Annotated in this window: 11 protein-coding genes and 1 pseudogene; 6 read left to right on the forward strand and 6 right to left on the reverse strand. The window is 69.8% G+C overall.

Features of this window, described 5'->3' with window-relative positions; translation table 11 throughout:
- The first annotated feature begins 356 nt into the window (after nucleotides 1–356).
- The gene (locus tag ABTZ59_RS27950; protein WP_351419023.1) at nucleotides 357–1,088 is read left to right on the forward strand and encodes a hypothetical protein; all 732 of its coding nucleotides are present in this window, start codon (nucleotides 357–359) and stop codon (nucleotides 1,086–1,088) included.
- A gap of 67 nt (nucleotides 1,089–1,155) precedes the next feature.
- On the opposite strand, the gene ABTZ59_RS27955 is transcribed toward ABTZ59_RS27950, so the two are convergent.
- The 5 genes and pseudogenes from ABTZ59_RS27955 to ABTZ59_RS27975 all read right to left on the reverse strand — a co-directional run bounded on the left by ABTZ59_RS27955 (nucleotide 1,156) and on the right by ABTZ59_RS27975 (nucleotide 11,448).
- On the reverse strand, nucleotides 1,156–1,524 hold the full coding sequence (locus ABTZ59_RS27955) for a DUF6086 family protein (protein WP_351419027.1): 369 nt from the start codon (nucleotides 1,522–1,524) through the stop codon (nucleotides 1,156–1,158).
- The gene (locus tag ABTZ59_RS27960; protein WP_351419029.1) at nucleotides 1,521–8,765 is read right to left on the reverse strand and encodes a hypothetical protein; all 7,245 of its coding nucleotides are present in this window, start codon (nucleotides 8,763–8,765) and stop codon (nucleotides 1,521–1,523) included. Before ABTZ59_RS27960 ends, ABTZ59_RS27955 begins: the two co-directional genes overlap by 4 nt.
- A 400-nt stretch (nucleotides 8,766–9,165) precedes the next feature.
- Nucleotides 9,166–9,297 (reverse strand): annotated as a pseudogene (locus tag ABTZ59_RS27965) (IS5/IS1182 family transposase); the annotation flags it as partial.
- A 229-nt stretch (nucleotides 9,298–9,526) separates the two neighbouring features.
- On the reverse strand, nucleotides 9,527–10,354 hold the full coding sequence (locus tag ABTZ59_RS27970; RefSeq protein WP_351419032.1) for a helix-turn-helix transcriptional regulator: 828 nt from the start codon (nucleotides 10,352–10,354) through the stop codon (nucleotides 9,527–9,529).
- A gap of 641 nt (nucleotides 10,355–10,995) precedes the next feature.
- Complete coding sequence (locus ABTZ59_RS27975) at nucleotides 10,996–11,448, reverse strand: VOC family protein (RefSeq protein WP_351419034.1); 453 nt, start codon at nucleotides 11,446–11,448, stop codon at nucleotides 10,996–10,998.
- A gap of 31 nt (nucleotides 11,449–11,479) precedes the next feature.
- Here ABTZ59_RS27975 and ABTZ59_RS27980 point away from each other — a divergent pair, with 31 nt between their 5' ends.
- Complete coding sequence (locus ABTZ59_RS27980) at nucleotides 11,480–12,088, forward strand: TetR/AcrR family transcriptional regulator (protein ID WP_351419036.1); 609 nt, start codon at nucleotides 11,480–11,482, stop codon at nucleotides 12,086–12,088.
- Nucleotides 12,089–12,145: 57 nt separating this feature from the next.
- Here the strand turns inward: ABTZ59_RS27980 and ABTZ59_RS27985 are convergent, their stop codons facing one another.
- Nucleotides 12,146–13,627, reverse strand: a complete 1,482-nt coding sequence (locus ABTZ59_RS27985; RefSeq protein ID WP_351419039.1) for an aldehyde dehydrogenase family protein — start codon at nucleotides 13,625–13,627, stop codon at nucleotides 12,146–12,148.
- Between the two features lie 620 nt (nucleotides 13,628–14,247).
- Here ABTZ59_RS27985 and ABTZ59_RS27990 point away from each other — a divergent pair.
- From ABTZ59_RS27990 to ABTZ59_RS28005, 4 genes are all read left to right on the forward strand, one after another.
- The gene (locus ABTZ59_RS27990) at nucleotides 14,248–14,679 is read left to right on the forward strand and encodes an Rrf2 family transcriptional regulator (RefSeq protein ID WP_351419042.1); all 432 of its coding nucleotides are present in this window, start codon (nucleotides 14,248–14,250) and stop codon (nucleotides 14,677–14,679) included.
- Between the two features lie 603 nt (nucleotides 14,680–15,282).
- Nucleotides 15,283–16,281 carry a zinc-binding dehydrogenase gene (locus tag ABTZ59_RS27995; RefSeq protein ID WP_351419045.1) on the forward strand — a complete coding sequence of 333 codons (999 nt, stop codon included), beginning with the start codon at nucleotides 15,283–15,285 and terminating at the stop codon, nucleotides 16,279–16,281.
- 258 nt (nucleotides 16,282–16,539) lie between these two features.
- Complete coding sequence (locus tag ABTZ59_RS28000) at nucleotides 16,540–16,965, forward strand: nuclear transport factor 2 family protein (protein WP_351419048.1); 426 nt, start codon at nucleotides 16,540–16,542, stop codon at nucleotides 16,963–16,965.
- A 100-nt stretch (nucleotides 16,966–17,065) separates the two neighbouring features.
- On the forward strand, nucleotides 17,066–17,854 hold the full coding sequence (locus ABTZ59_RS28005; RefSeq protein ID WP_351419050.1) for an enoyl-CoA hydratase/isomerase family protein: 789 nt from the start codon (nucleotides 17,066–17,068) through the stop codon (nucleotides 17,852–17,854).
- The last annotated feature ends 102 nt before the right edge of the window (nucleotides 17,855–17,956 follow it).

A 17,956-nucleotide genomic window follows, 5' to 3' on the forward strand; every position in this document is an offset into this window, starting at 1 on the left:
GGTCGACGCCGCATTCCATCGTCCCGCCGCCCTGGGGCCTTTCGTTCGGATCTTGCCGGGCTCGCGTGCCTCGGCACCGCGCCTCGCCGCGTTGTCGTCGGTCGCCGACGCTCCGCGTCGGCTCCCTCCTCCGCCTTGCGATCCACGGCACCAGCCCCCGCCCGAGTGCGCGTCAAGGACAGAACGGGCGTCCTGGTCGACAAGGCGTGCGGTCGGGGTTGACCGAGCTTTCCGGCTCGACTGCGCACCGAACGGAACCGACCGACACCAAAACGTAATGAGGAATACTCCCTGCCGCCGGTAAGATCATTTTCCTCATTCTTTATCCGCGAGAGATGCCAGGAAAGAAAAAGAACATGAGACTGCGTAGGGTCCTTCCGATCGCCGCCGTATTGCCGGCCCTGCTCGCGGTATCCGCGTGCAGCGGTGAATCGGCAGAATCCGACGAGAAGAAGCCGACGGCAAGCGCGAAGAGCACGCCCGGCGAGACGGGCGCCGACGGCGAGGCAGCCGCCGAGGCCAAGCGCATCGGCGCGATGGACCCGCAGACCCTCGAAAAGACCACGCTCTCAGGAAAGAAGAACGGATTCGAGGTCAAGAAGGTCGCCGAGGCGGAAGTCGAGGCGGGCCGGGACATGAAGGCCGACAAGTCCGAGTGCCAGCCACTCGCGAGTCTCGCCGGCGGATTCACCCACATACCCGCGGTGAGCGTGGAACACCGCTCCCTCGAACCCACCGAGGCGACGAACGCCACCATCGGCTCGATGTGGCTCGCCGCCCACTCGGAGAAGAACGCCCAGAAAGTCATGGCGGACCTGCGGACCTCCCTGGAGGAGTGCCCCGGCGGCTTCAAGACCCTGGGCCTGAGCTACACGGCGGTCAAGCCGGTGAAGGCGCCCGGCCTGGGCGACGAGTCCCTCGGCTACCGCATCACCAGTGTCGTCGCCAAGCAGAGTGTCCCCATGACGTACACCGTGGTCCGCAAGGACGGCGTGCTCGCCGTCTTCTACGGCGTCAACATGCTGGACCCGCAGAAGAGCGCGATCCCGGAGGCAGTCGTCAAGGCGCAGTTGGACCAGTTGGGTTGACCTTCGCGTCACTCACGTGAGAACGCCCGGCCGGGGTCCCCGGCCGGGCGTTCTCATGCGGTTTCGGCTAGTCGGACGGTGCGAGCATCGGCAGCTTCCGTGCCCTCACTTCTTCGAGGTAGGCACCCTCCTCGGGCGTACGGGCGGAGAGTCCCAGCTTTCCTCGGTCCGCCATGGCGATAAGGATCGGCAGAATTCCGTCCAGCATCATGCTTTTGTACATGTGCAGGCTCTGCGCCCGTTCGGTGAGAACCCGCTGCACGAAAGCGGGGAACGCCGCGGGATCGATTTCCACCATTCCCATGAGGTCGTCCCCGACTCCGGACGGGATTCGGTATTCCTCCGAGAGCGTCCTCACTGTTCCCAGGAAGATACGTGCGACGGAATTGGCCGGGCCCCAGATCGTGTCGTCGCCGATATCGAAGGTGTAGCTCATGACGGCCAGTCTAGACGGATGTCCACGTCCGGGTGGATCGCTCTGAGTTCCTTCATTCGCTGGGCCACGAGATCCTTGAGGCCCGGGTTGATCTGGAGGATCGCCGGGTCCTCGAACCGGATTCCGACGGGCGCGTCCTCGTATCCCTTGAGGAAGGGGCGTGCCCGCTTGTAGCCGGCGATCTTCTTCCCGACGTGCTTGTCCACCCACTTCTGCAGTTGTTCCTGCGTCAGTTTCCGTGCGGTCACGGTCTTGTTCTCCCAGAGCACGCTGCCACGTACGAGATCGATGTCCGTGATCGTGTCGGAGAGGTCGTTGGGGTTGTCGATCTGGATCTCGGTGTCGCCCTCCTTCAGGTGGTACCTCATGTCGGAGCCGAGGCGCTTGCGCCCCAGGTGCCCGTCGAGAACGTCGATCTCGTCGCAGTCGATCGGATCGCCGGCCGAGGTCGCGGCGGAGAAGCCCATCGCGGAGACACCCGACCTGGCCGCGGACCTGGTGCCCGGGAGGCTGAGGCAGTCCGGCGTGCGGTCCGGCTTGCCCTCCGGCTCCTTCTTGAAGTTGTCGATGACCTTCCGGAGCCGCTCGATGGTCTTCTTGCCCCACTCGGCGCGCGAGAAGAACTTCGAGACCCCTGCGGTCACCGTCGCGATCGCCTTGGCCACCGCGGGCAGCTTGCCCACGACCACGACCAGGCTGGCGACGTTGACCAGGGTCCACAGGCAGCTCTCGACGTCGCCCTCGCCGAAGCAGCGCTTGAGGTCGTTGACCCCGATGAGCTCCAGGAGCACATCGGCGCCGTTGGCCTTGATCCAGTCGACGACGGTCTGCGACACCGCGGCGAACGCGGCCTTGTAGTCGTCGACGCACTGCTGTCCGCACGCCTCCATGAGGATGGCCTGTTCCTCGGCGGTCAGCGGGATACCGGGGTCGAAGAGAACACCTGTGTCACCCAATTCCACCGCCCGCTTGCGCTCTTCCGCCAGGCGCTCGCGTTCCTCCTTCTCGGCCCGGTCGGCCGCGGCGTCCGCCTGGACGGCGGACTCCCGCGCGTTGGCCGCCGCGGTCTCCGCTCGGACGGCGTCGTTCTCCGAGACCGTCGCGATGCGGCCGGCCGTCCTGGCGTCCGTCTGGGCGTCGTCGGCCGCGGCACGAGCGCTCACCGCGTCCCGTTCCGCCTCGGTGGCCTCCCGGTCGGCCGCAGCCGCGTCGGCGGTCGCCTCGCCGGCGGCGAACGACGCGTACACGGCGTCCGTACCCGCCTGCATGGCATAGCCGTCGGCCCGCTCGGCGGCGGCCTGAGCGGCCTGGGCCGCCTTCTCCGCCCCCGCCGCCGCGGTTTGGGCGCGCTGCACGGCGCGTGCCGCGCGCTCCGCGTCCTTGGCCGCCGCCGCAGCCGCCTCGGCCGCCAGCTTGTCGTCGGCCGCCGCCTGCTCGGCGAGGCGCTGGGCGGTCGCCGAGTACGCGGCCGCCTGGACCGCCTTGGCCTCGGCCGCCGCCGCCTGCTGCTGCGAGAGGGTCAGCGCGCCCTGGCCGGTGAGCACCGCGAAGGCCGCCGCCGCGTCGGTCTCCTGGTACGGAGTGCCGACTCCGATGGCTTCCTGGGCCGGCTTGACGACCTGGGTCGCGGTGTCCCGTGCCGCGCTCGCCGCCTGGGCGGTGGCGTAGGCGTAGCCGGCGGTCTTGGCCGCCCACTCGGCGGTCTTGACCGCCTCGGTGTGGGCCGCCGCCGCCTCCTTCTTCGCGACGTCCGCCGCGGCGGACGCCTTCTTGGAGTCCTCCTCGGCCTTCTTCGCGTTCAGTGCCGCGGCCGCAGAGGCGTCGATGGCGTCGGCCGCCGCGGAGTGGGCGGACGCCGCCGACCCCTGGGCCGTGTAATACGCGGACCACGCCTTGTCCGCGGCCTCGTTGGAGTTGGCCGCGGCGACCTTCGCCTCGGTGGCCGCTGCCCGGGCGTTGACGGCCGCCTGAGACGCCTCATTGGCCGCCGTACGAGCCCCCCTGGCCGCGGACGCCGCTTCGTTCGCCGCCGTACGGGCCTCGGTGGCCGCCGCACGGGTCTCCCCGGCCGCCTGCGTACCCTCTGCCGCAGCCGCGGCCGCTTCCAGGGCCGCGGCCCTGGATTCCGTGGTGCGCTGGTGGTTCTCGGCCTCGACCGCGCGGTCCCGCGCGTCCGCGGCGTCCAACTCGGCCCGCTCGGCCGCGGCCCGCTTCGAGGCCGCCGTGCCGCCGGCCTCGTTGGCGTCGTTCAGCGCGTCGCCGGCGCGGGTCCGTTCGCTCTGGGCCCGGTCCTCGGCGGCGCCCGCCTTGGCGCGCTCCGACTCGGCGGTCGAACGAGCGGCCGCGGCCTTGGCGCGCTCCAACTCGGCGACGGCCCGCTGGCTCTGCGCCGTGGCCGCGGCCGTCCTGGCCTCCTGCTCCTCCTTCTCCGCGGTGCTCTGAGCAGCCTTGGCGATCTTCAGATTCGCCTCGGCCTCGGCAGCCTGCTCATCGGCGCTGTCCGCCGCGGCCTTCGCCTGGGAGGCGGCCTCCTGGGCGGCGATGCGGCGGAACTCGGTGTTCAGCGCGTGCGCCTGGGTCTGAGCCAGGGCCAGCAGGGTCTGGGACGTCGAGACCGTGGCCTTCGTCGCGTTCAGCGCCGTCTCGGTCGCCTTCGCGGCGGCCGTGGCGGCCGCGCCCGAGGCGCGGGCGACCTGGACCGACTGCTGGGCGTACATCAGACCGCGGCCACGCGGCAGCCCGGCCGCGTCCGCGATGGCCCAGGCGTCCTGTTGGGCCGTGGCCGCGCGCTGTGCGGCGGCGGCGGCCAGGCCGGCCTGCTCGTTGACGGTGGTGACCAGGGCCTGGACTGTGCCACGGGCCTTCGCCAGGTCCGTCTTCGCCTTGTCGAACAGGGCCTGCTTCGGTTTGTGGATGCTGTCCGGGTCGGTCTTGAGTTCGTCGTGCCAGTACTGCTGCCAGAGCAGGATCTGATCGGCGAGCCACGCCTGGCCGATGGCCTCGACCATAGTGTCGGCGGCGGAGCGCGTCGCGGCGGCGGCGTCGGCTTCCGCCCGCATGATCACGGCGCGTGGGGCGGCCTGGGCGGCGTACTCCGCCTCCCACTCGGCCGAGGCCTGGGAGACGGCCTCGCTCAGTGCGTTGCGCGGGTCCACCGGGTCCTGGTGGTTGCACGAGGCCCACGCCTGCTTGAGGTTCTCGACCTCGACGCGGAACGCCGCCGTGCCCTCGGTGACCTTCTGGTTGGGGAAGCCGCCGTGCCGCAGGTAGGTGGCGATGTCGGCAGAGGTGGTGCCGCCGGACCAACGGGTGTTGTTCAGGCTGGAGTCCCGCAGCATGATGTCCGCGGACCAGTCGTGCCAGTCGTCCTTGCCCCGGTTCTGCTCGGTCAGCTCACGGGCCTTGGCGATCGCCTCCGGGCCGGCGTTGGTGTGAGCGTCCCATCCGAGGCGGTCGGCCAGCTTCGCCTGCGTGGAGAGGGTGTAGCCGAGGATGTCGGCGCCGAACTCCGGTGCGTGCAGCGTGATCTTGTCGCTGAACGAGCTCATCGCGTACGGGCGGTTGGCGTCCTCCAGGAGCGCCTTACGGGCCGCGACGGTGTCCCTATAGGCGTAACCGGCCTGCTTGTCCAGGTCACTGGCCTGCCCCAGGGGCATGAACCCGATCCAGCCGACATCGCCGATCACGGCGTGCAGTTGGTCGTTGGTGCCCGCCAGGCCCTCGATGGCCTTGGCCTTCATCTTGGCACCGCCCGCGTGCAGAGCGACTCCGGCGAGGCACCTGTCGAGGCGCGGAGTGCTGCGGACGTCACTGATGACAGCGGTCAGCTCGTTGAGCCGGCGCAGGGCGTTGTCGGCATCGGTGAAAATCTTCCGCATGCCGGTGGAGACCTTCTCGATCGCCTGGGCGAGCGCGGGCATGCGGCCCACGATCACCGCGGACGAGGGGATGTCGACCAGCGACCAGAGGCACTCCTCGACGTCGGACTTGGCCAGGCACTCCTTGGCCTCGGCGGCGTCGAGCTGTTCGAAGAGGATCTGCCCGCCGTTGGCGGTGGCCCACTCGACGACGTTCACGGAGACCGCGGCGAGAGCCTCCCGGTAGTCGTCCACGCAGGTCTGACCGCAGGCATCGAGGAGGATCTTCGCCTCGCGCTCGCCGAGCTTCGGCCAGTTGTTCGCCCCGCCCTTGATGGGTGTGGTGCCCTCGGCGAGCGCGTCCTCGTGGGCGGTCTCGTTCTTCTCGCGCTGCTGCTGCTCGGCCTGCTCTGCGGCCTCCTCGGCTCTGGTGCTGTCGCCCTCCGCGTCGGTGGCCTTGTCCTCGGCGGCCTTGGCGTCCTGCTCTGCCTGAATCGCCTTGTCCGCGGCGTCCTTGGCCGCGTCGCCGGCCCGGCCCGCCTTCTCGTTCGCCTCGGCGGCGTGCCGCTCCGCGTCGGTGGCCTCGCGGTCTGCCTCCTGGGCGACGCTGCTCACCCCGTCCGCGGTGAGGCGGGCGCCGACGGCGTCGTTCCCGGCCTGTTGGGCGTAGTCGTCAGCGGTGTCGGCGGCGGACTTGGCGCCCTTCTGCGCGTCGGCGGCCTCGGCAACGGACGCCTGGGCGCGGGTCACGGCCTCGACGGCGCGGGCCGAGTCCTCGGCGGCGCGGGCAGCGGCCTCGGCCGCGAGCTTCGCGTCGCCCTGGGCCTGGGCGGCCGCCTGCTGCGCGGCCTCGGCGGCGGCCGCCGCCTCGACGGCCTTGGCTTTGGCGGCAGCCGCCTGCTGCTGGGCGATCGTCTTCGACGACTGGCCGACGAGCACGGCGAACGCGGCGGCGCTGTCCTTCTCCTGGTACGGAGTGCCGACGACGATGGCCTCGCCGGCGACGGCGACCGCCTCCATGGCACTGTCGCGGGCGGCGAGCGCGGCCTGACCTGCGGCGTAGGCACGGCCGACCGCGGTCCCGGCCGACTTCACCGCCTCGGCGGCACCGGTCTCTGCCGTGACGGCATCCTGTTCGGCCTTCTTGGCCAGCTCGGTCGCGTTCTCCGACGCCGTGGCGGCGTTGTCCGCACGGATCGCGGCGTCCTGCGACGCGTCCAGGGCGGTGGCCGCGGCGGCGCGCGCGGTGGAGGCGGCGCTGTTGGAGGAGTGGTACGCCGACCACGCGTTGCTCGCGTTGGCCTGGGCGCGCTCGGCGGCGCCCTCCGCTGTGGTGGCGGCGGAGCGGGCGGCGACGGCGGCCGTGGTGGCCTGGGCCGCAGCGGTCTGTGCCGCGGTGGCGGCCTCAGCGGCCTCGTTCGCGGACGTACGGGCGGCGGTGGCGGCGGCGCGGGTCTCGGTGGCGGCCCCGCTGCCCTCGGCGGCGCGGGCCGCGGCTTCGAGGGCGGCGGCGCGGGCCGCGGTGGCCTGCTTGTCCAGGAGGGCCGCGGTCGCCTTCTCGCGTGCGCTCTGGGCGGCCTTCGCCTTCTCGTCGGCGGTCTTGCGCTTCGCCGCGGCGTCCGTGGCCCCGGTCTCCGCGGCTCTGTCGGCGTTCCTGGCCGTGGTCTGCTGCGTCGCCGCCCGCTCCTCGGCCTCCTGCGCCTTGGCGCGCTCGGCGGCGGCCGTGGCCCGGGAGGCGACGGCGGTGGCGTGCTCTGCCTGGGCCTTGGCGCGCTCGGTGGCGGCGGTGGCGGCGCCGGTCTCGGCCTTGTCCCGCTGCTTCTCGGCCGTCGTACGGGCGGCCTTGGCGGTGGTCGCGCTGCCGGCGGCGGCCGTGGCGTTGGCCTCGGCGCTGTCGGCGGCGGCCTTCGCCTGGGAGGCGGCCTCCTCGGCGGCGACACGGCGGAACTCCGTGTTGATCGCGTGCGAATCGGTCTGCGCCTTGGCGAGCAGCGCGTCCGCGTCGGCGATGGTCGCGTTGGCGGCGGAGAGCGCGGTCTCGGTCGCCTTCGCGGCGGCCGCGGCGGCCGCGCTGGAGGCGCGGGCGACCTGGACCGACTGCTGGGCGTACATCAGACCGCGGCCACGCGGCACATGGGTGGCGTCGGCGATTGCCCACGCTTCCTGCTGGGCGGTCGCGGCTTTCTGGGCCGCGGTGGCGGCCGAGGCAGCGTGTCCCTTGGCCGAGGTGACCAGGGCCGCCACGTTGGAGCGGTAGCGGGCGAGGTCGGCCGTGGCCTGGTCGTACATCGCCTGGTCGGGTTTGTCGAAGATGGTGTCCGGGTCCTGCGCCAGTTCGTCCTGCCAGTACTTCTGCCAGGTCAGGATCTGCTCGGCGAGCCAGGCCTGGCCGATGGCCTCGACCAGATTGTCGGCGGAGGCCCGCGTCTCGGCGTAGGCGTCGGCCTCCGCCTGGATGATCGTGGCGCGTTGCGCGGCCTGTCCGCCGTACTCCAGCTCCCATTCGACCATCGCGGTCATGACCGGCTCATTGAGCGCGCGCCTCGGGTCGACCGGGTTCTGGTGGTCGCAGGCGGCCCAGGCCTGCTTCAGGTCCTCGACCTCGACGCGGTACTCGGCGGAGTCCTTGGCGGGCGCCTCGGCCGCGAAGCCGCCGCGACGCAGGTAGGACGCGATGTCGCTGGAGGTCGTACCGCGCGAGTAGCGAGTGTTGTTGATCTCGCTGTCCCGCAGCATGTCGTCCGCGGACCAGTCGTGCCAGGTGTCCTTGCCCCGGTTCTCCTCGGTGATTGCCCTGGCGCGGGCGACGGCCTCGGAGCTGGCGTTGCTGTGGCCGTCCCAGCCGAGGCGCCAGGCGAGTTCCTTCTGGGTGACGAGGGTGAAGTGGGTGACGTCCTCGCCGAACTCGGGCGCGTGCCACTCCATGTCTTCGCTGGCCCAAGCCGATTCGCGGTAGCGCTTGTTGGCCGCGTCGAGGCCTTCGGTGCGGGCCCTGTCCGCGTCGGCGTACTCGCTCCCGGCCTCCTCGTCGCTGTCGGCGGCCTGGCCGAGGGGGCCGAAGCCGATCCAGCCGATGTCCCCGACGACGTCTCGGAGTTGCTGATCGGTGCCGGTCAGGCCCTCGATGGCTTTGGCCTTCATCTGGGGGCCGCCGACGTGCAGCGCGACCCCGGTCAGACAGCGGTCGAGGCGCCGCTGCTGGCCGATGCTGTTCCGGTCGTAACCGGTGTCCTCCTCGGGCACCGGGTCGGCCGCGGCGGGTGCGGCCTGGATCAGCGCCAGCAGAACGGCGGACGCGGTCGCGAGCGCCGTCGCACTGGTGGCCCTGGTCAACGTGGACCGGATGCGGCGTCGGCGTCTGCCGACGTCTCTGAACAATGACATGGTCTGCCCGGCAATCTCTCGATCGGCCGGCAGTAACAAATCATGGGCATGACAGCAGACACCCCCGACACGACACGTGCCGACGTGCTCGCCCCCCCACGAGTCGGCACTGCCGCTACGCCGCGACAATGCCACGCCCCACCCGACAAGTGAAGATCAAATAATCTTCACCAAGGACACACAGAATCTCACCAGTGCGGACAAAACGATCCGTCACGTAATCGCATTGTTACAGCTGATGACGAGCGCCGACACGCTGGCCATCGGCAAGATGCTCTGGGAGTGGCTCACCTACGACGTTCTCGGCGCCCAGATCACGACGCAGTGACGCCGGCCGCATCAAGTACACATAATTGGGCCGCCACGTCGGCGTTGAGGTTGGCCGCCTCGGGCCGGTCCGTCCGGCGAACGCGAGGCTGTGAACGCGAACTATGCCGAGCATGGCGTGATGACCGCCGCCTCCCTTCAGGCGGCAGTCGCGGAGGATCTTCCAGCTCTTCTTGCGAGCGAAGGTGCGCTCGACGCGGCTACGACGTGGGCAGGAACCTTGCGGTGCCGCTCTGGCCGCAGAAGCGCTCCAGGAGCTCGGGGCGCGTGTCAGCTCGTCTCTCACGAACCGTGCTCTGCCCGGGCTTTCTTCACGAAGCTCCGCATGCCCGCATGCCCGCATGCCCGGTTCACGGTCCTCGGTGGCGAACAGTCCTGCGAACCAGTCCTGTTCGATGGCGAGTCCGGTATCGAGGTCGGTCTCGCCGCATCGCTCACGCCCGGGCGACCGCGGCGAGGAGACTGGCGAGAGCCTCCTCACTTCGGCTGCCCGGCTCGGCGGAGCCGACGAGCAGCTCCTGCCCCGGTGCATCGCGAACGTCGAAACTCTGGTACGTAAGTTCTATGCGACCCACGTCCGGGTGCAGGAATACTTTGAAGGCTCGGGTGAGAGCCCTGACGCTGTGGTCGTTCCACAGAGCTCTGAACTCGGCTGACGCGTCCAGAAGCTCCTGCACAAGCAAGTCGATCTCGGGCACGTCCCTGAACCGGATGGCGTTCAGGTGCAGCGCGTACACGGTAGCGCTGGTGATCAGCTGCCAGTCCGGGAAGACCTCGCGGGCCCGCGGGTGCTCGAAGAGGATTCGCGGCATGCTGGTCTCGCCGTCGAACGGGGACAGGAGGGCGTCCGCGATGGCGTTACTCGCCAGGATGTCGAACGCGGGACCCATCACATAGGCGGCGGAAGCAGGAAACGCGTCGAGGAGCCGCAGCAACTCCGGGTGAACCTGGTTGCGCAGGCTGCCGGCCTCCGTCGGCGGGCTGATGCCGGCCAGGCGGAACAGGTGGGTACGTCCGTCCGCGTCCATCCGGAGCGCGCGGCCAAGAGCGTCGACGACCTTCGGGGACGGATTGCTCTCGCGCCCCTGCTCCAGGCGGATGTAGTAATCGGCGCTCACGCCCGCCAGCACCGCGACCTCCTCGCGGCGCAGACCCTTCACACGTCGGGTGCCCCCGCCGGCGGGGAGCCCCACGTCCGCCGGTTCCAGCCGTGAGCGACTGGCGCGAAGGAAAGCACCGAGGGAGTCTGTGAGCTGGTACACGCAAAGGAGCTTACTGCGCAACCCGGCCTGTTGCCCGTGTGTGGCGTCTGTGCAGGTCCCAGACGTGTGCGCATCTCCAAGATCGGGGCCACGGCGGCCGCCACGTACCCCGATGGCCCGCCGTGCAGGGCCCCCCATGGCCGCCGGGTGCAGCGGCGGATCCTCCGTCTCGCCGCTGCGCGTCCCGGCCGTCCCCAGGGACATCGGGGACGGACGACCCCGACGCGCGTCATGGGACCGCCGACGTCCGGGCCGGCAAAGAAGAGGGGCTCGGGGTCGGCCTCGATCCAGGAGGGTCCGAGCGGTGGAGGAGCGCCACGTCATCCTTGAAGGGCGACTTCGGAACTTCGCGCGCGGGCTCGAAGGCCACGGCGACAGTGTTCGCGACGGTTCTCAAGGCGCAGCTGCCCCGTGGTCCCGTGCTGCTCGTGGTCATCGTCCCCGTCTGCGTACGTTGGCGAAGGGGGTGCCGACAGCGAGCCCGGTGACCGGCCGACCATGCGGGCGCGTCCGATGAGGACGGCGTTGGGACCGTCGGCGGGGATGCGCTCGACGTCAAAGGCTTCGCGGCCGGTGTGTGCGCCGATGGTTTCGAAGGCGGCTCGTCACCGGGCCGCCTCGGGCCCGGGGCCGGCAGGGGCTCAGGCCCGCCGGGACTCGATGAGTTCGAGGAGATTGTCCTCGGGGTCGCGGATGTAGGCGTAGCGCATGCCCGCGGAGGCGCCGGGCGCGGGAGGGGAGACTGTTCCCGCCTCGCACTCCCCGGTCAGGTAGGCGAACGCCATATCGAGATCGGGGACTTGGAGGGCCAAGTGGCCGAAGGTCCGGTCACCCGCCGCGGCCAGGGGGTCGGAGTGGGAGACGGCGCGCGACCCGCCGCGTTCGATCAACTCGACACGCAGACCGCGGCCGTCGGACAGGACGGCGGTGCGGACGCCGGCTTCGGGCAGGTCGACGCGCTCTTCGACCTGGTCGAGGCCGAACGCGACCCCGTACCAGCGCTCCAGTGCGTCAAGGTCGGCCACCGAGAGACTGACGTGATGGAAACGAGCGTCGGGGGATGGCACGGCGAGAACCTCCGAGGTTAATGACATTTACCTGGTGAGTGTTGTTAACCTTACGGGCATGACTCCACCTGTCAAGCGGCGCAGCGGCCAGCACCACGGCGATCTGCGGCGCGTCCTGGAGGAAGCGGCACTGTCGCTGGTCGCCGAGCGCGGGCCCAACGGCTTCACCCTGGCCGAGGCGAGCCGCCGGGCCGGGGTCAGCGTCGCCGCCCCCTACAAGCACTTCGCCGACCGCGACGCCCTGCTTGCGGTGCTGGCCGAACGCGGCTATCGCGAGCAGCGCATACGCTTCACCCGCGCCATGGAAGGCTCCGCGAGCCCCGTCGAGCAGCTGGCGGCCTTCGCCGCTGCCTACGTTCGCTTCGCCGCCCAGGAGCGCGCCCTGTTCGACATCACTTTCTCCGCCGGCCTCGACAAGGCCGAGCGCCCCTCCCTCGCCTCCGCGGGCGAGGAACTGCTGGCCGCTCTCCTGCCCGCCGCCGCCCGTATCACCCCGGGCGAGGAGGCGGCCTACGATCTGCTGCTGCGCATCGCCGCCGCGGCGCACGGGCTCTCGGTCTTCCTCCGGCAGGGCCTCTTCGGAGTCAGTGAAGAGGCCCTGGACGTCACCGCTGAGCGCGCGGCCCAGACCGCACGGGACATCGCCGAGGCAAGCCAGACGGCGTGACGCCTCTCCCCCACTCCCCCACTGGAAGCAGCGGCCGCTCACGGCGAGTGAGGCGCGTCACTCCCTTGCGTCCGCGCGCCTGATCGTCAAGGTCTGCGGCTCGGTGAACTCCAGCAGACCGGCCAGGCCACTCTCCACTCCGACGCCGGACTGCTTGCGTCCGCCGAATGGGACAGCCGGATGCAGGTGCATCACCTCGTTCACCCACACAGTGCCTGCGTCCAACCGAACGGCGACCCTCCGGGCCGCTTCGACGTCCGTGGCCCACACTGACGCTCCAAGCCCGTACTCACTGGCGTTTGCCCGCGCGACAGCGTCATCGACATCGCGGTACTTCAGCAGTGGCAGAACCGGTCCGAACTGCTCTTCCCGCACGATCCGAGCGTCTTCCGGCGGGTTGTCCACCAGAGTCGGGGGGACAAAATAGCCGCGACCCCCTGGTTGCGGCAGGCCGCCGGCCAGCAGCCTGTAGCCGCGGTCGCGGCAGTCTTCCAACAGGCTGATCACCGCCTCGTACTGCCGGATATTCGAGACAGGTCCCAGGCCCACACTCGCGTCGGAAGGGTCACCCACGCGCACCTGCTTCGTGAGCTGTACCAATTCGTGCGCCAGATCGTCGTAGAGGCCCTCGTGCACATAAAGGCGCTTGGTAGCAAGGCATACCTGCCCGGTGTTCGCGAACGCCGCCCAGAACAGCGCCGGTGCGATCACTTTCACATCCGCGTCGGGCAGGACGATCGCCGGATCGTTTCCGCCGAGCTCCAGGGTGACCCGGGTCAACGTCCGTGCCGCCCCCGCCATGACAAGTCGCCCTGTCCGAGTCGAACCCGTAAAGCTGATCTTGTCGAATCCCGGATGGGCGGTCATCCGCGGGCCCAGGTCGTCGCGGCCCGAGATGACGTTCAGGACACCTGACGGAAGGACGTCCCGAAGTACTTCGCCGAGCCGCAGGTTCGCCAACGGCGTGAACACCGAGGGCTTGAGGACCACGGTATTCCCGGCCAGCAGCGCCGGGCCGATCTTGAACGACGCTTGGCCGATCGGATAGTTCCAGGGGGTGATCGCCGCGACCACGCCCAACGGCAGATGCCGTGTCACCGACAGGCGCTCCGCGTCGTCCTGGTTGACCGTCTCCGGCAACTCCAGACGCGCAGTCTCCCGGAGCCAGTAGCTCAGCCCGGCAACCTCCGTCACCGCCACGGGTGCCGGCTTGCCCTGTTCCAGCGTGATCAGCTCGGCCAATTCCGGGCCGTGGGCGTCGACCGCGTCGGCCATCGCGACCAAATATTTCCGACGCTCCGCCACTTCGAGTGCGGCCCATGCCGGGAACGCGGAGCCGGCGGCCGCGACGGCCTGGTCCAGCTGCTCGGGTGAACAGTCCGGGGCTGATGCGATGACCTGGCCGGTCGCCGGGTTCACCACGTCGAACGTTGACGATCCCTCGGCCGACGAGCCACCGATCGTCATGGTGAACGTCCGCTCAGAGGTGCCATCGTTCGGGACTCCCTCCCGGCCGGCCGATGCGTTCGTGGTGCTCATGCGAAGCCCTCCCAAGGCGAGTCGAGAAGTTCGTTCTTCCCGAGAGGCCGAGTCTTCGCTCTTGTGCCCTGCGCAAGAAGGCCGTACGAACATGGGTGTCCCGCACCCTGCCTGCGCATACAGGGGTGCCGCGAAGGGGGCGCGAAGACTTCAGGGCAGGGTCTCCATGGGCCGAATCGCGGTTCACATCGTGGGCTCGGCGCGGCATAGCGATTGAGGGCGGGCCGTGTCAGTTGCCCCATAGGCCGCATCAGGGGAACGTTCGCCCTCTCCTTGGGCATTGTCGGTTTGCTGCGCCGGGCGGCGCGGATCATTCCCCGTCGCGCGATCCTCTCGTTCCCCTCGTTCCTCTCGTTCCTCTCGTTCCCGAGCCGCTGGTTCACCGCACGAGGCTGGGCAGGTCGATCCTGGGCGCGCAAGGGGTCATTGGGCCCGAGGCCGCAGTGTGAGTTCTCCCGCCGCCTGCGCCAGTGCCGGCTGGTACCCCCCGTCGGGTTCGGCCCGGTCGCGACCGGACAGGACCTAGGCACCGTAATGGTGATCCGCGCCCGATGACCTGGGGAGATTTACCGCGCCTCGTTGTAACTATTATCGATTCTACGAGGCAAGGGAGGTGCGGAGTGAGCGCCAACAGCAGGCTGACCATCGCGGCACACGCGCTGACGTGGATCGGGCTCTATCAGCGACGGGATCACGAGGTCGCCACCTCCGAACAGATCGCGACGAGCGTCAACACCAATCCGGTGGTGATCCGGCGCCTGCTGGCCGAGCTGCGCAAGGCCGGACTCGTCGACTCACGGCGAGGCGCGGGGGCCGGCTGGATGCTGTCACGGGACCTGGCAGACATCACTCTGCTCGATGTCCATGAGGCGGTCGAGGCGGGGCCGATCTTCGCTCTGCACCGCTCGGCACCCGACCCGGAGTGCGTCGTGGGCCGCGGCATTGGCCCCGTGATGACCGCCGTCTACAGCGAGGTCGAAGCCACCCTCCGCAGGGAGTTGGCGCGCACAACGTTGGAGGACGTCCTGCGGGACATCCTCGAAGCCGCCTAAGAGTCCGGCGAGGACGTCGGGCGGCTCCGGGCCGAGATCATGGGCTCCGGGATCGGACTCGTTCGCGCGACGGGGTCCACCGCGGGCCAGGCTTGAGTGCCCGCCCGTCAGGCTTTCGCGCGATGGACTGTCGCAGGGCGAGCGACTCCACCTGGACCCGGGTCTTGGTGAGATCGGACATGTCGTCGATCGACGGCGGCATCACGCTGAATCCGCGCTGGGGGCCGCCAACGGCCAACCCCTGCGCTTCGAGCCTGGTCGGGGCCTCCCGTATCACCGAAAGGCTCACCCCGAGGCGGCCGGCGACGGCGACGAGCTTCAATCGTTGCCCTGAAGGTGGCCTGGCCGCTGAATTCCCGCACCGGCCGAGCGGCGCGCCGCGGCTTGCGCGGCGTCGTCGGATCATCGCGCGGCCACGGCCGCGCCGGGGAGTCAGTGACCGTCGCGGACACCGTCGCCCCCCCGCCCGGCACCGACACCGGCACCGGCCCCGAGCCGTCGCTCTCCTGGGCCGGCAGTCCGGCCCCCGGTGGCCTCGGTGGTCGGGAACCCCCTCATGGGCTATAGTCGTAACCATTTCAGTTACGACGAAAGGCGAGGGGCATGCGAAGCGTGGTGTACAGCGAGGCCGGCGACGCGGCCGCCGTCGCGCGCGTCGAAGACGTTCCCGAGGCGCGCGCGCCAGGCGCCGGTGAAGTGCAGGTGGCCGTGAGGGTCTCCCCGGTACACCGGGGAGATCTGGTCGGCACCTCCCGAGCTCTACCCGGCGGAGCCTCGATTCGTGCGCTGGGAACCGAGGCGGCGGGCGTCGTAACCGCAGTGGGTGAGTCGGTGTCGACGCCGCGTGTCGGTGACAGGGTGGCCGTGTTCCCCGCTGTGGGCGCGTGGTCCGAGCGTGTCACCGTACCGGCTGAGTTCGCCGTGATCGTCCCGGAGACGGTGAGCGACGAGATCGCGAGCATCGCGCTCGTCAATTCCGTGACTTCACGGGATGTGATGCGGGCGGTCGAGGAGCTGCGGAGCACGGCGGCAGCTCCGGACGGGGCTCCCCTGGTGGTGTCGGCGGCCGCGTCAGCGGTGGGCAAGCTCATCGTCAGGCAAGCCGTCGATCAGGGCTGGGAGGTCATCGCCGTCGTGCGGAGTGACCGCTCGGCGGCAACGGTTCGCACGCACTTCCCCGATGTGCCCGTCGTGGTCACCCAGGACGAAAGGTGGCAGCGGAACCTTGCGAGGTTGATCGACGGGAGGCCTGTGCCGGTGATCACTGATGCCCACGGTGGACCGTTCGTGAAGGAAATCCTGCCGTTCCTCGCCGATGCCGGCACGTTGGTCGTGTGGGGGGATCTGGCGGCACAGCCATGGACGCTCACCACCTCGGACCTACTCATGCGGGAACTGAATGTACGTGCGGTGAGCATCTCCCGCTGGACGCACCGACCCGACGACATCCGGGCCGCCGACCGGGAGGCCGCCCTCGAACTCGCCGCGCGGCATCCCGAACTCCTCGCCGTGCACGCCACCTACCCGCTTGAGCAGCTGCGCGACGCCATCGACGCCGCGAGAACGAACGGCTCCGGCAGCGCGCTGCTCACACTGAACTGAGGGCCCAGCCCTCCCCCGATCACCGACGCAGCGAGGGCACCCAGGCCGCGTTCCTGACCCGGGACGACAAACCAGCCAGACAGCCTGCGAGCACGCATGCGGCGAGCTCGGCCTCGCGCCGATCAACCCCGGTGTCCCGCGCGAGGCCGGTGCACTCACACAGATCCAAGGCCCCTGAGCGGCAGGCGTTTTCCGCTCCAGGGCTGTTCCAACTGCCCCATCCTCACACCACGACGCACCACGAAACGGAGAGAGACCATGCCTACAGACACTGAGATTTCGCGCGTTGTCGTCGGACAGTTCCTTGAGCGCCTCGGCAAGCAGGACCAGTACGGCATTCAGGAGTTGTTCGCACCCGAGATCGACTGGCATGTTCCCGGTAGCGACAAGCTGCCTTGGACCGGTCGCCGCACACGACGCGAGCAAGTCGCCCCGTACTTCACGACGATGTGGCCGCACTACGTGCCCGGCGGGTCGCAGGTCGTGCACGAGCGGACCATCATCGAGGGCGGTGACGTGGTGCTGCTGGCGACCTTCAGCCACATCATCGCGGCCAGCGGTAAGCGGTTCACCACGCCGGCCTCCCTCCACCTCGTGATCGAGGACGGCCAGATCGTCCGTATGCACCTCTACGAGGACACCCTGATCGTCGACCAGGCATTTCACGGGGACGGGACCGACTGAACGACGCGGGAGCCCTGAGGAAGGCCAGACGGACGTCACACGTCCCCGATGCCCTGGACGCTCTCATCATTCCGGGGCCCACCCATGGGAGGAAGACATCATGAAGACAGTTACGTTCCAGCGGAGCGGAAGTGTCGGAAGCATCATCCTGGATGACCCGCCCGACCACGCGCTGAGCCGCACGTTCGCCGACGACCTGCTGGCGGCCGTCCATGAGGCGAGCGGCAGCGACATCCGGGCGCTGGTGGTACGCGCCACGGGCCCGAACTTCGGCACCGGTGGCTTCGTCCCCGAATGGCCCGGCAAGGACCGGAACTGGTTCCGCACTTTCATCGCCGAAGTGAATCAGGCCTACGCGGCGATCGAGGCCCTGCGCGTCCCCACCATCGCCGCCGTGCGTGGCCGCGCGGTCAGCGGCCACTACGAGCTTGCCCTGCGCTGCGATCTCATCGTCGCCGCCGAGGACGCGATGTTCACGTGGGTGGAGGCGGACACCGGCATGGCGCCGCTGGCCGGAGGCGTGCAGCGCCTCGCCGAGCGAGTAGGTCGCGGGCGTGCCGCCGCGCAAGTACTGCTGTCCGAAACCATCACCGGGGCCGAGGCCGCGCAGAGCGGGCTGGTCAGCCATGTCGTTCCCGGCGACAAGCTGGACGAAGCCGTCGATCGCATGGCCGAACGGCTCGCGGCAGGTCCCACACGTGGCTACGCCGCGGTCCGGTCACTGTTCAAAGCCTGGTCGGGCGGCGGGGTGCCGGCCGCGGATCAGCTGACGCTCGATCTCACCATGGACCTCTTCGAGTCCTCGGACGCGCAGGGCGCGTTCGCCGCCGTCAAGAAGGCTGCCGAAAGCGGCGGCGATATTGTCAGGCCGACGTTCGTGGGCGAGTAGGAGCAGGAGGGGCTGAAGCGGCGCGACGGCATCGGTCGGACATCGGAGTACGGCTGCCTGTCCGCAAGAGCTTGTTGTGGCTCTCCAGCGCACGGAGTTCTG

The organism is Streptomyces sp. NPDC094034 (assembly GCF_040303865.1).
Lineage (GTDB): Bacteria > Actinomycetota > Actinomycetes > Streptomycetales > Streptomycetaceae > Streptomyces.

Excerpts from the sequence above, each read along its gene's own strand:
- ABTZ59_RS27950 (WP_351419023.1), top strand. The coding sequence starts at position 357 with ATGAGACTGCGTAGGGTCCTTCCGATCGCCGCCGTATTGCCGGCCCTG.
- ABTZ59_RS27955 (WP_351419027.1), bottom strand. The coding sequence starts at position 1,524 with ATGAGCTACACCTTCGATATCGGCGACGACACGATCTGGGGCCCGGCC.
- ABTZ59_RS27960 (WP_351419029.1), bottom strand. The coding sequence starts at position 8,765 with ATGTCATTGTTCAGAGACGTCGGCAGACGCCGACGCCGCATCCGGTCC.
- ABTZ59_RS27975 (WP_351419034.1), bottom strand. The coding sequence starts at position 11,448 with ATGTCATTAACCTCGGAGGTTCTCGCCGTGCCATCCCCCGACGCTCGT.
- ABTZ59_RS27980 (WP_351419036.1), top strand. The coding sequence starts at position 11,480 with ATGACTCCACCTGTCAAGCGGCGCAGCGGCCAGCACCACGGCGATCTG.
- ABTZ59_RS27985 (WP_351419039.1), bottom strand. The coding sequence starts at position 13,627 with ATGAGCACCACGAACGCATCGGCCGGCCGGGAGGGAGTCCCGAACGAT.
- ABTZ59_RS27995 (WP_351419045.1), top strand. The coding sequence starts at position 15,283 with ATGCGAAGCGTGGTGTACAGCGAGGCCGGCGACGCGGCCGCCGTCGCG.
- ABTZ59_RS28000 (WP_351419048.1), top strand. The coding sequence starts at position 16,540 with ATGCCTACAGACACTGAGATTTCGCGCGTTGTCGTCGGACAGTTCCTT.
- ABTZ59_RS28005 (WP_351419050.1), top strand. The coding sequence starts at position 17,066 with ATGAAGACAGTTACGTTCCAGCGGAGCGGAAGTGTCGGAAGCATCATC.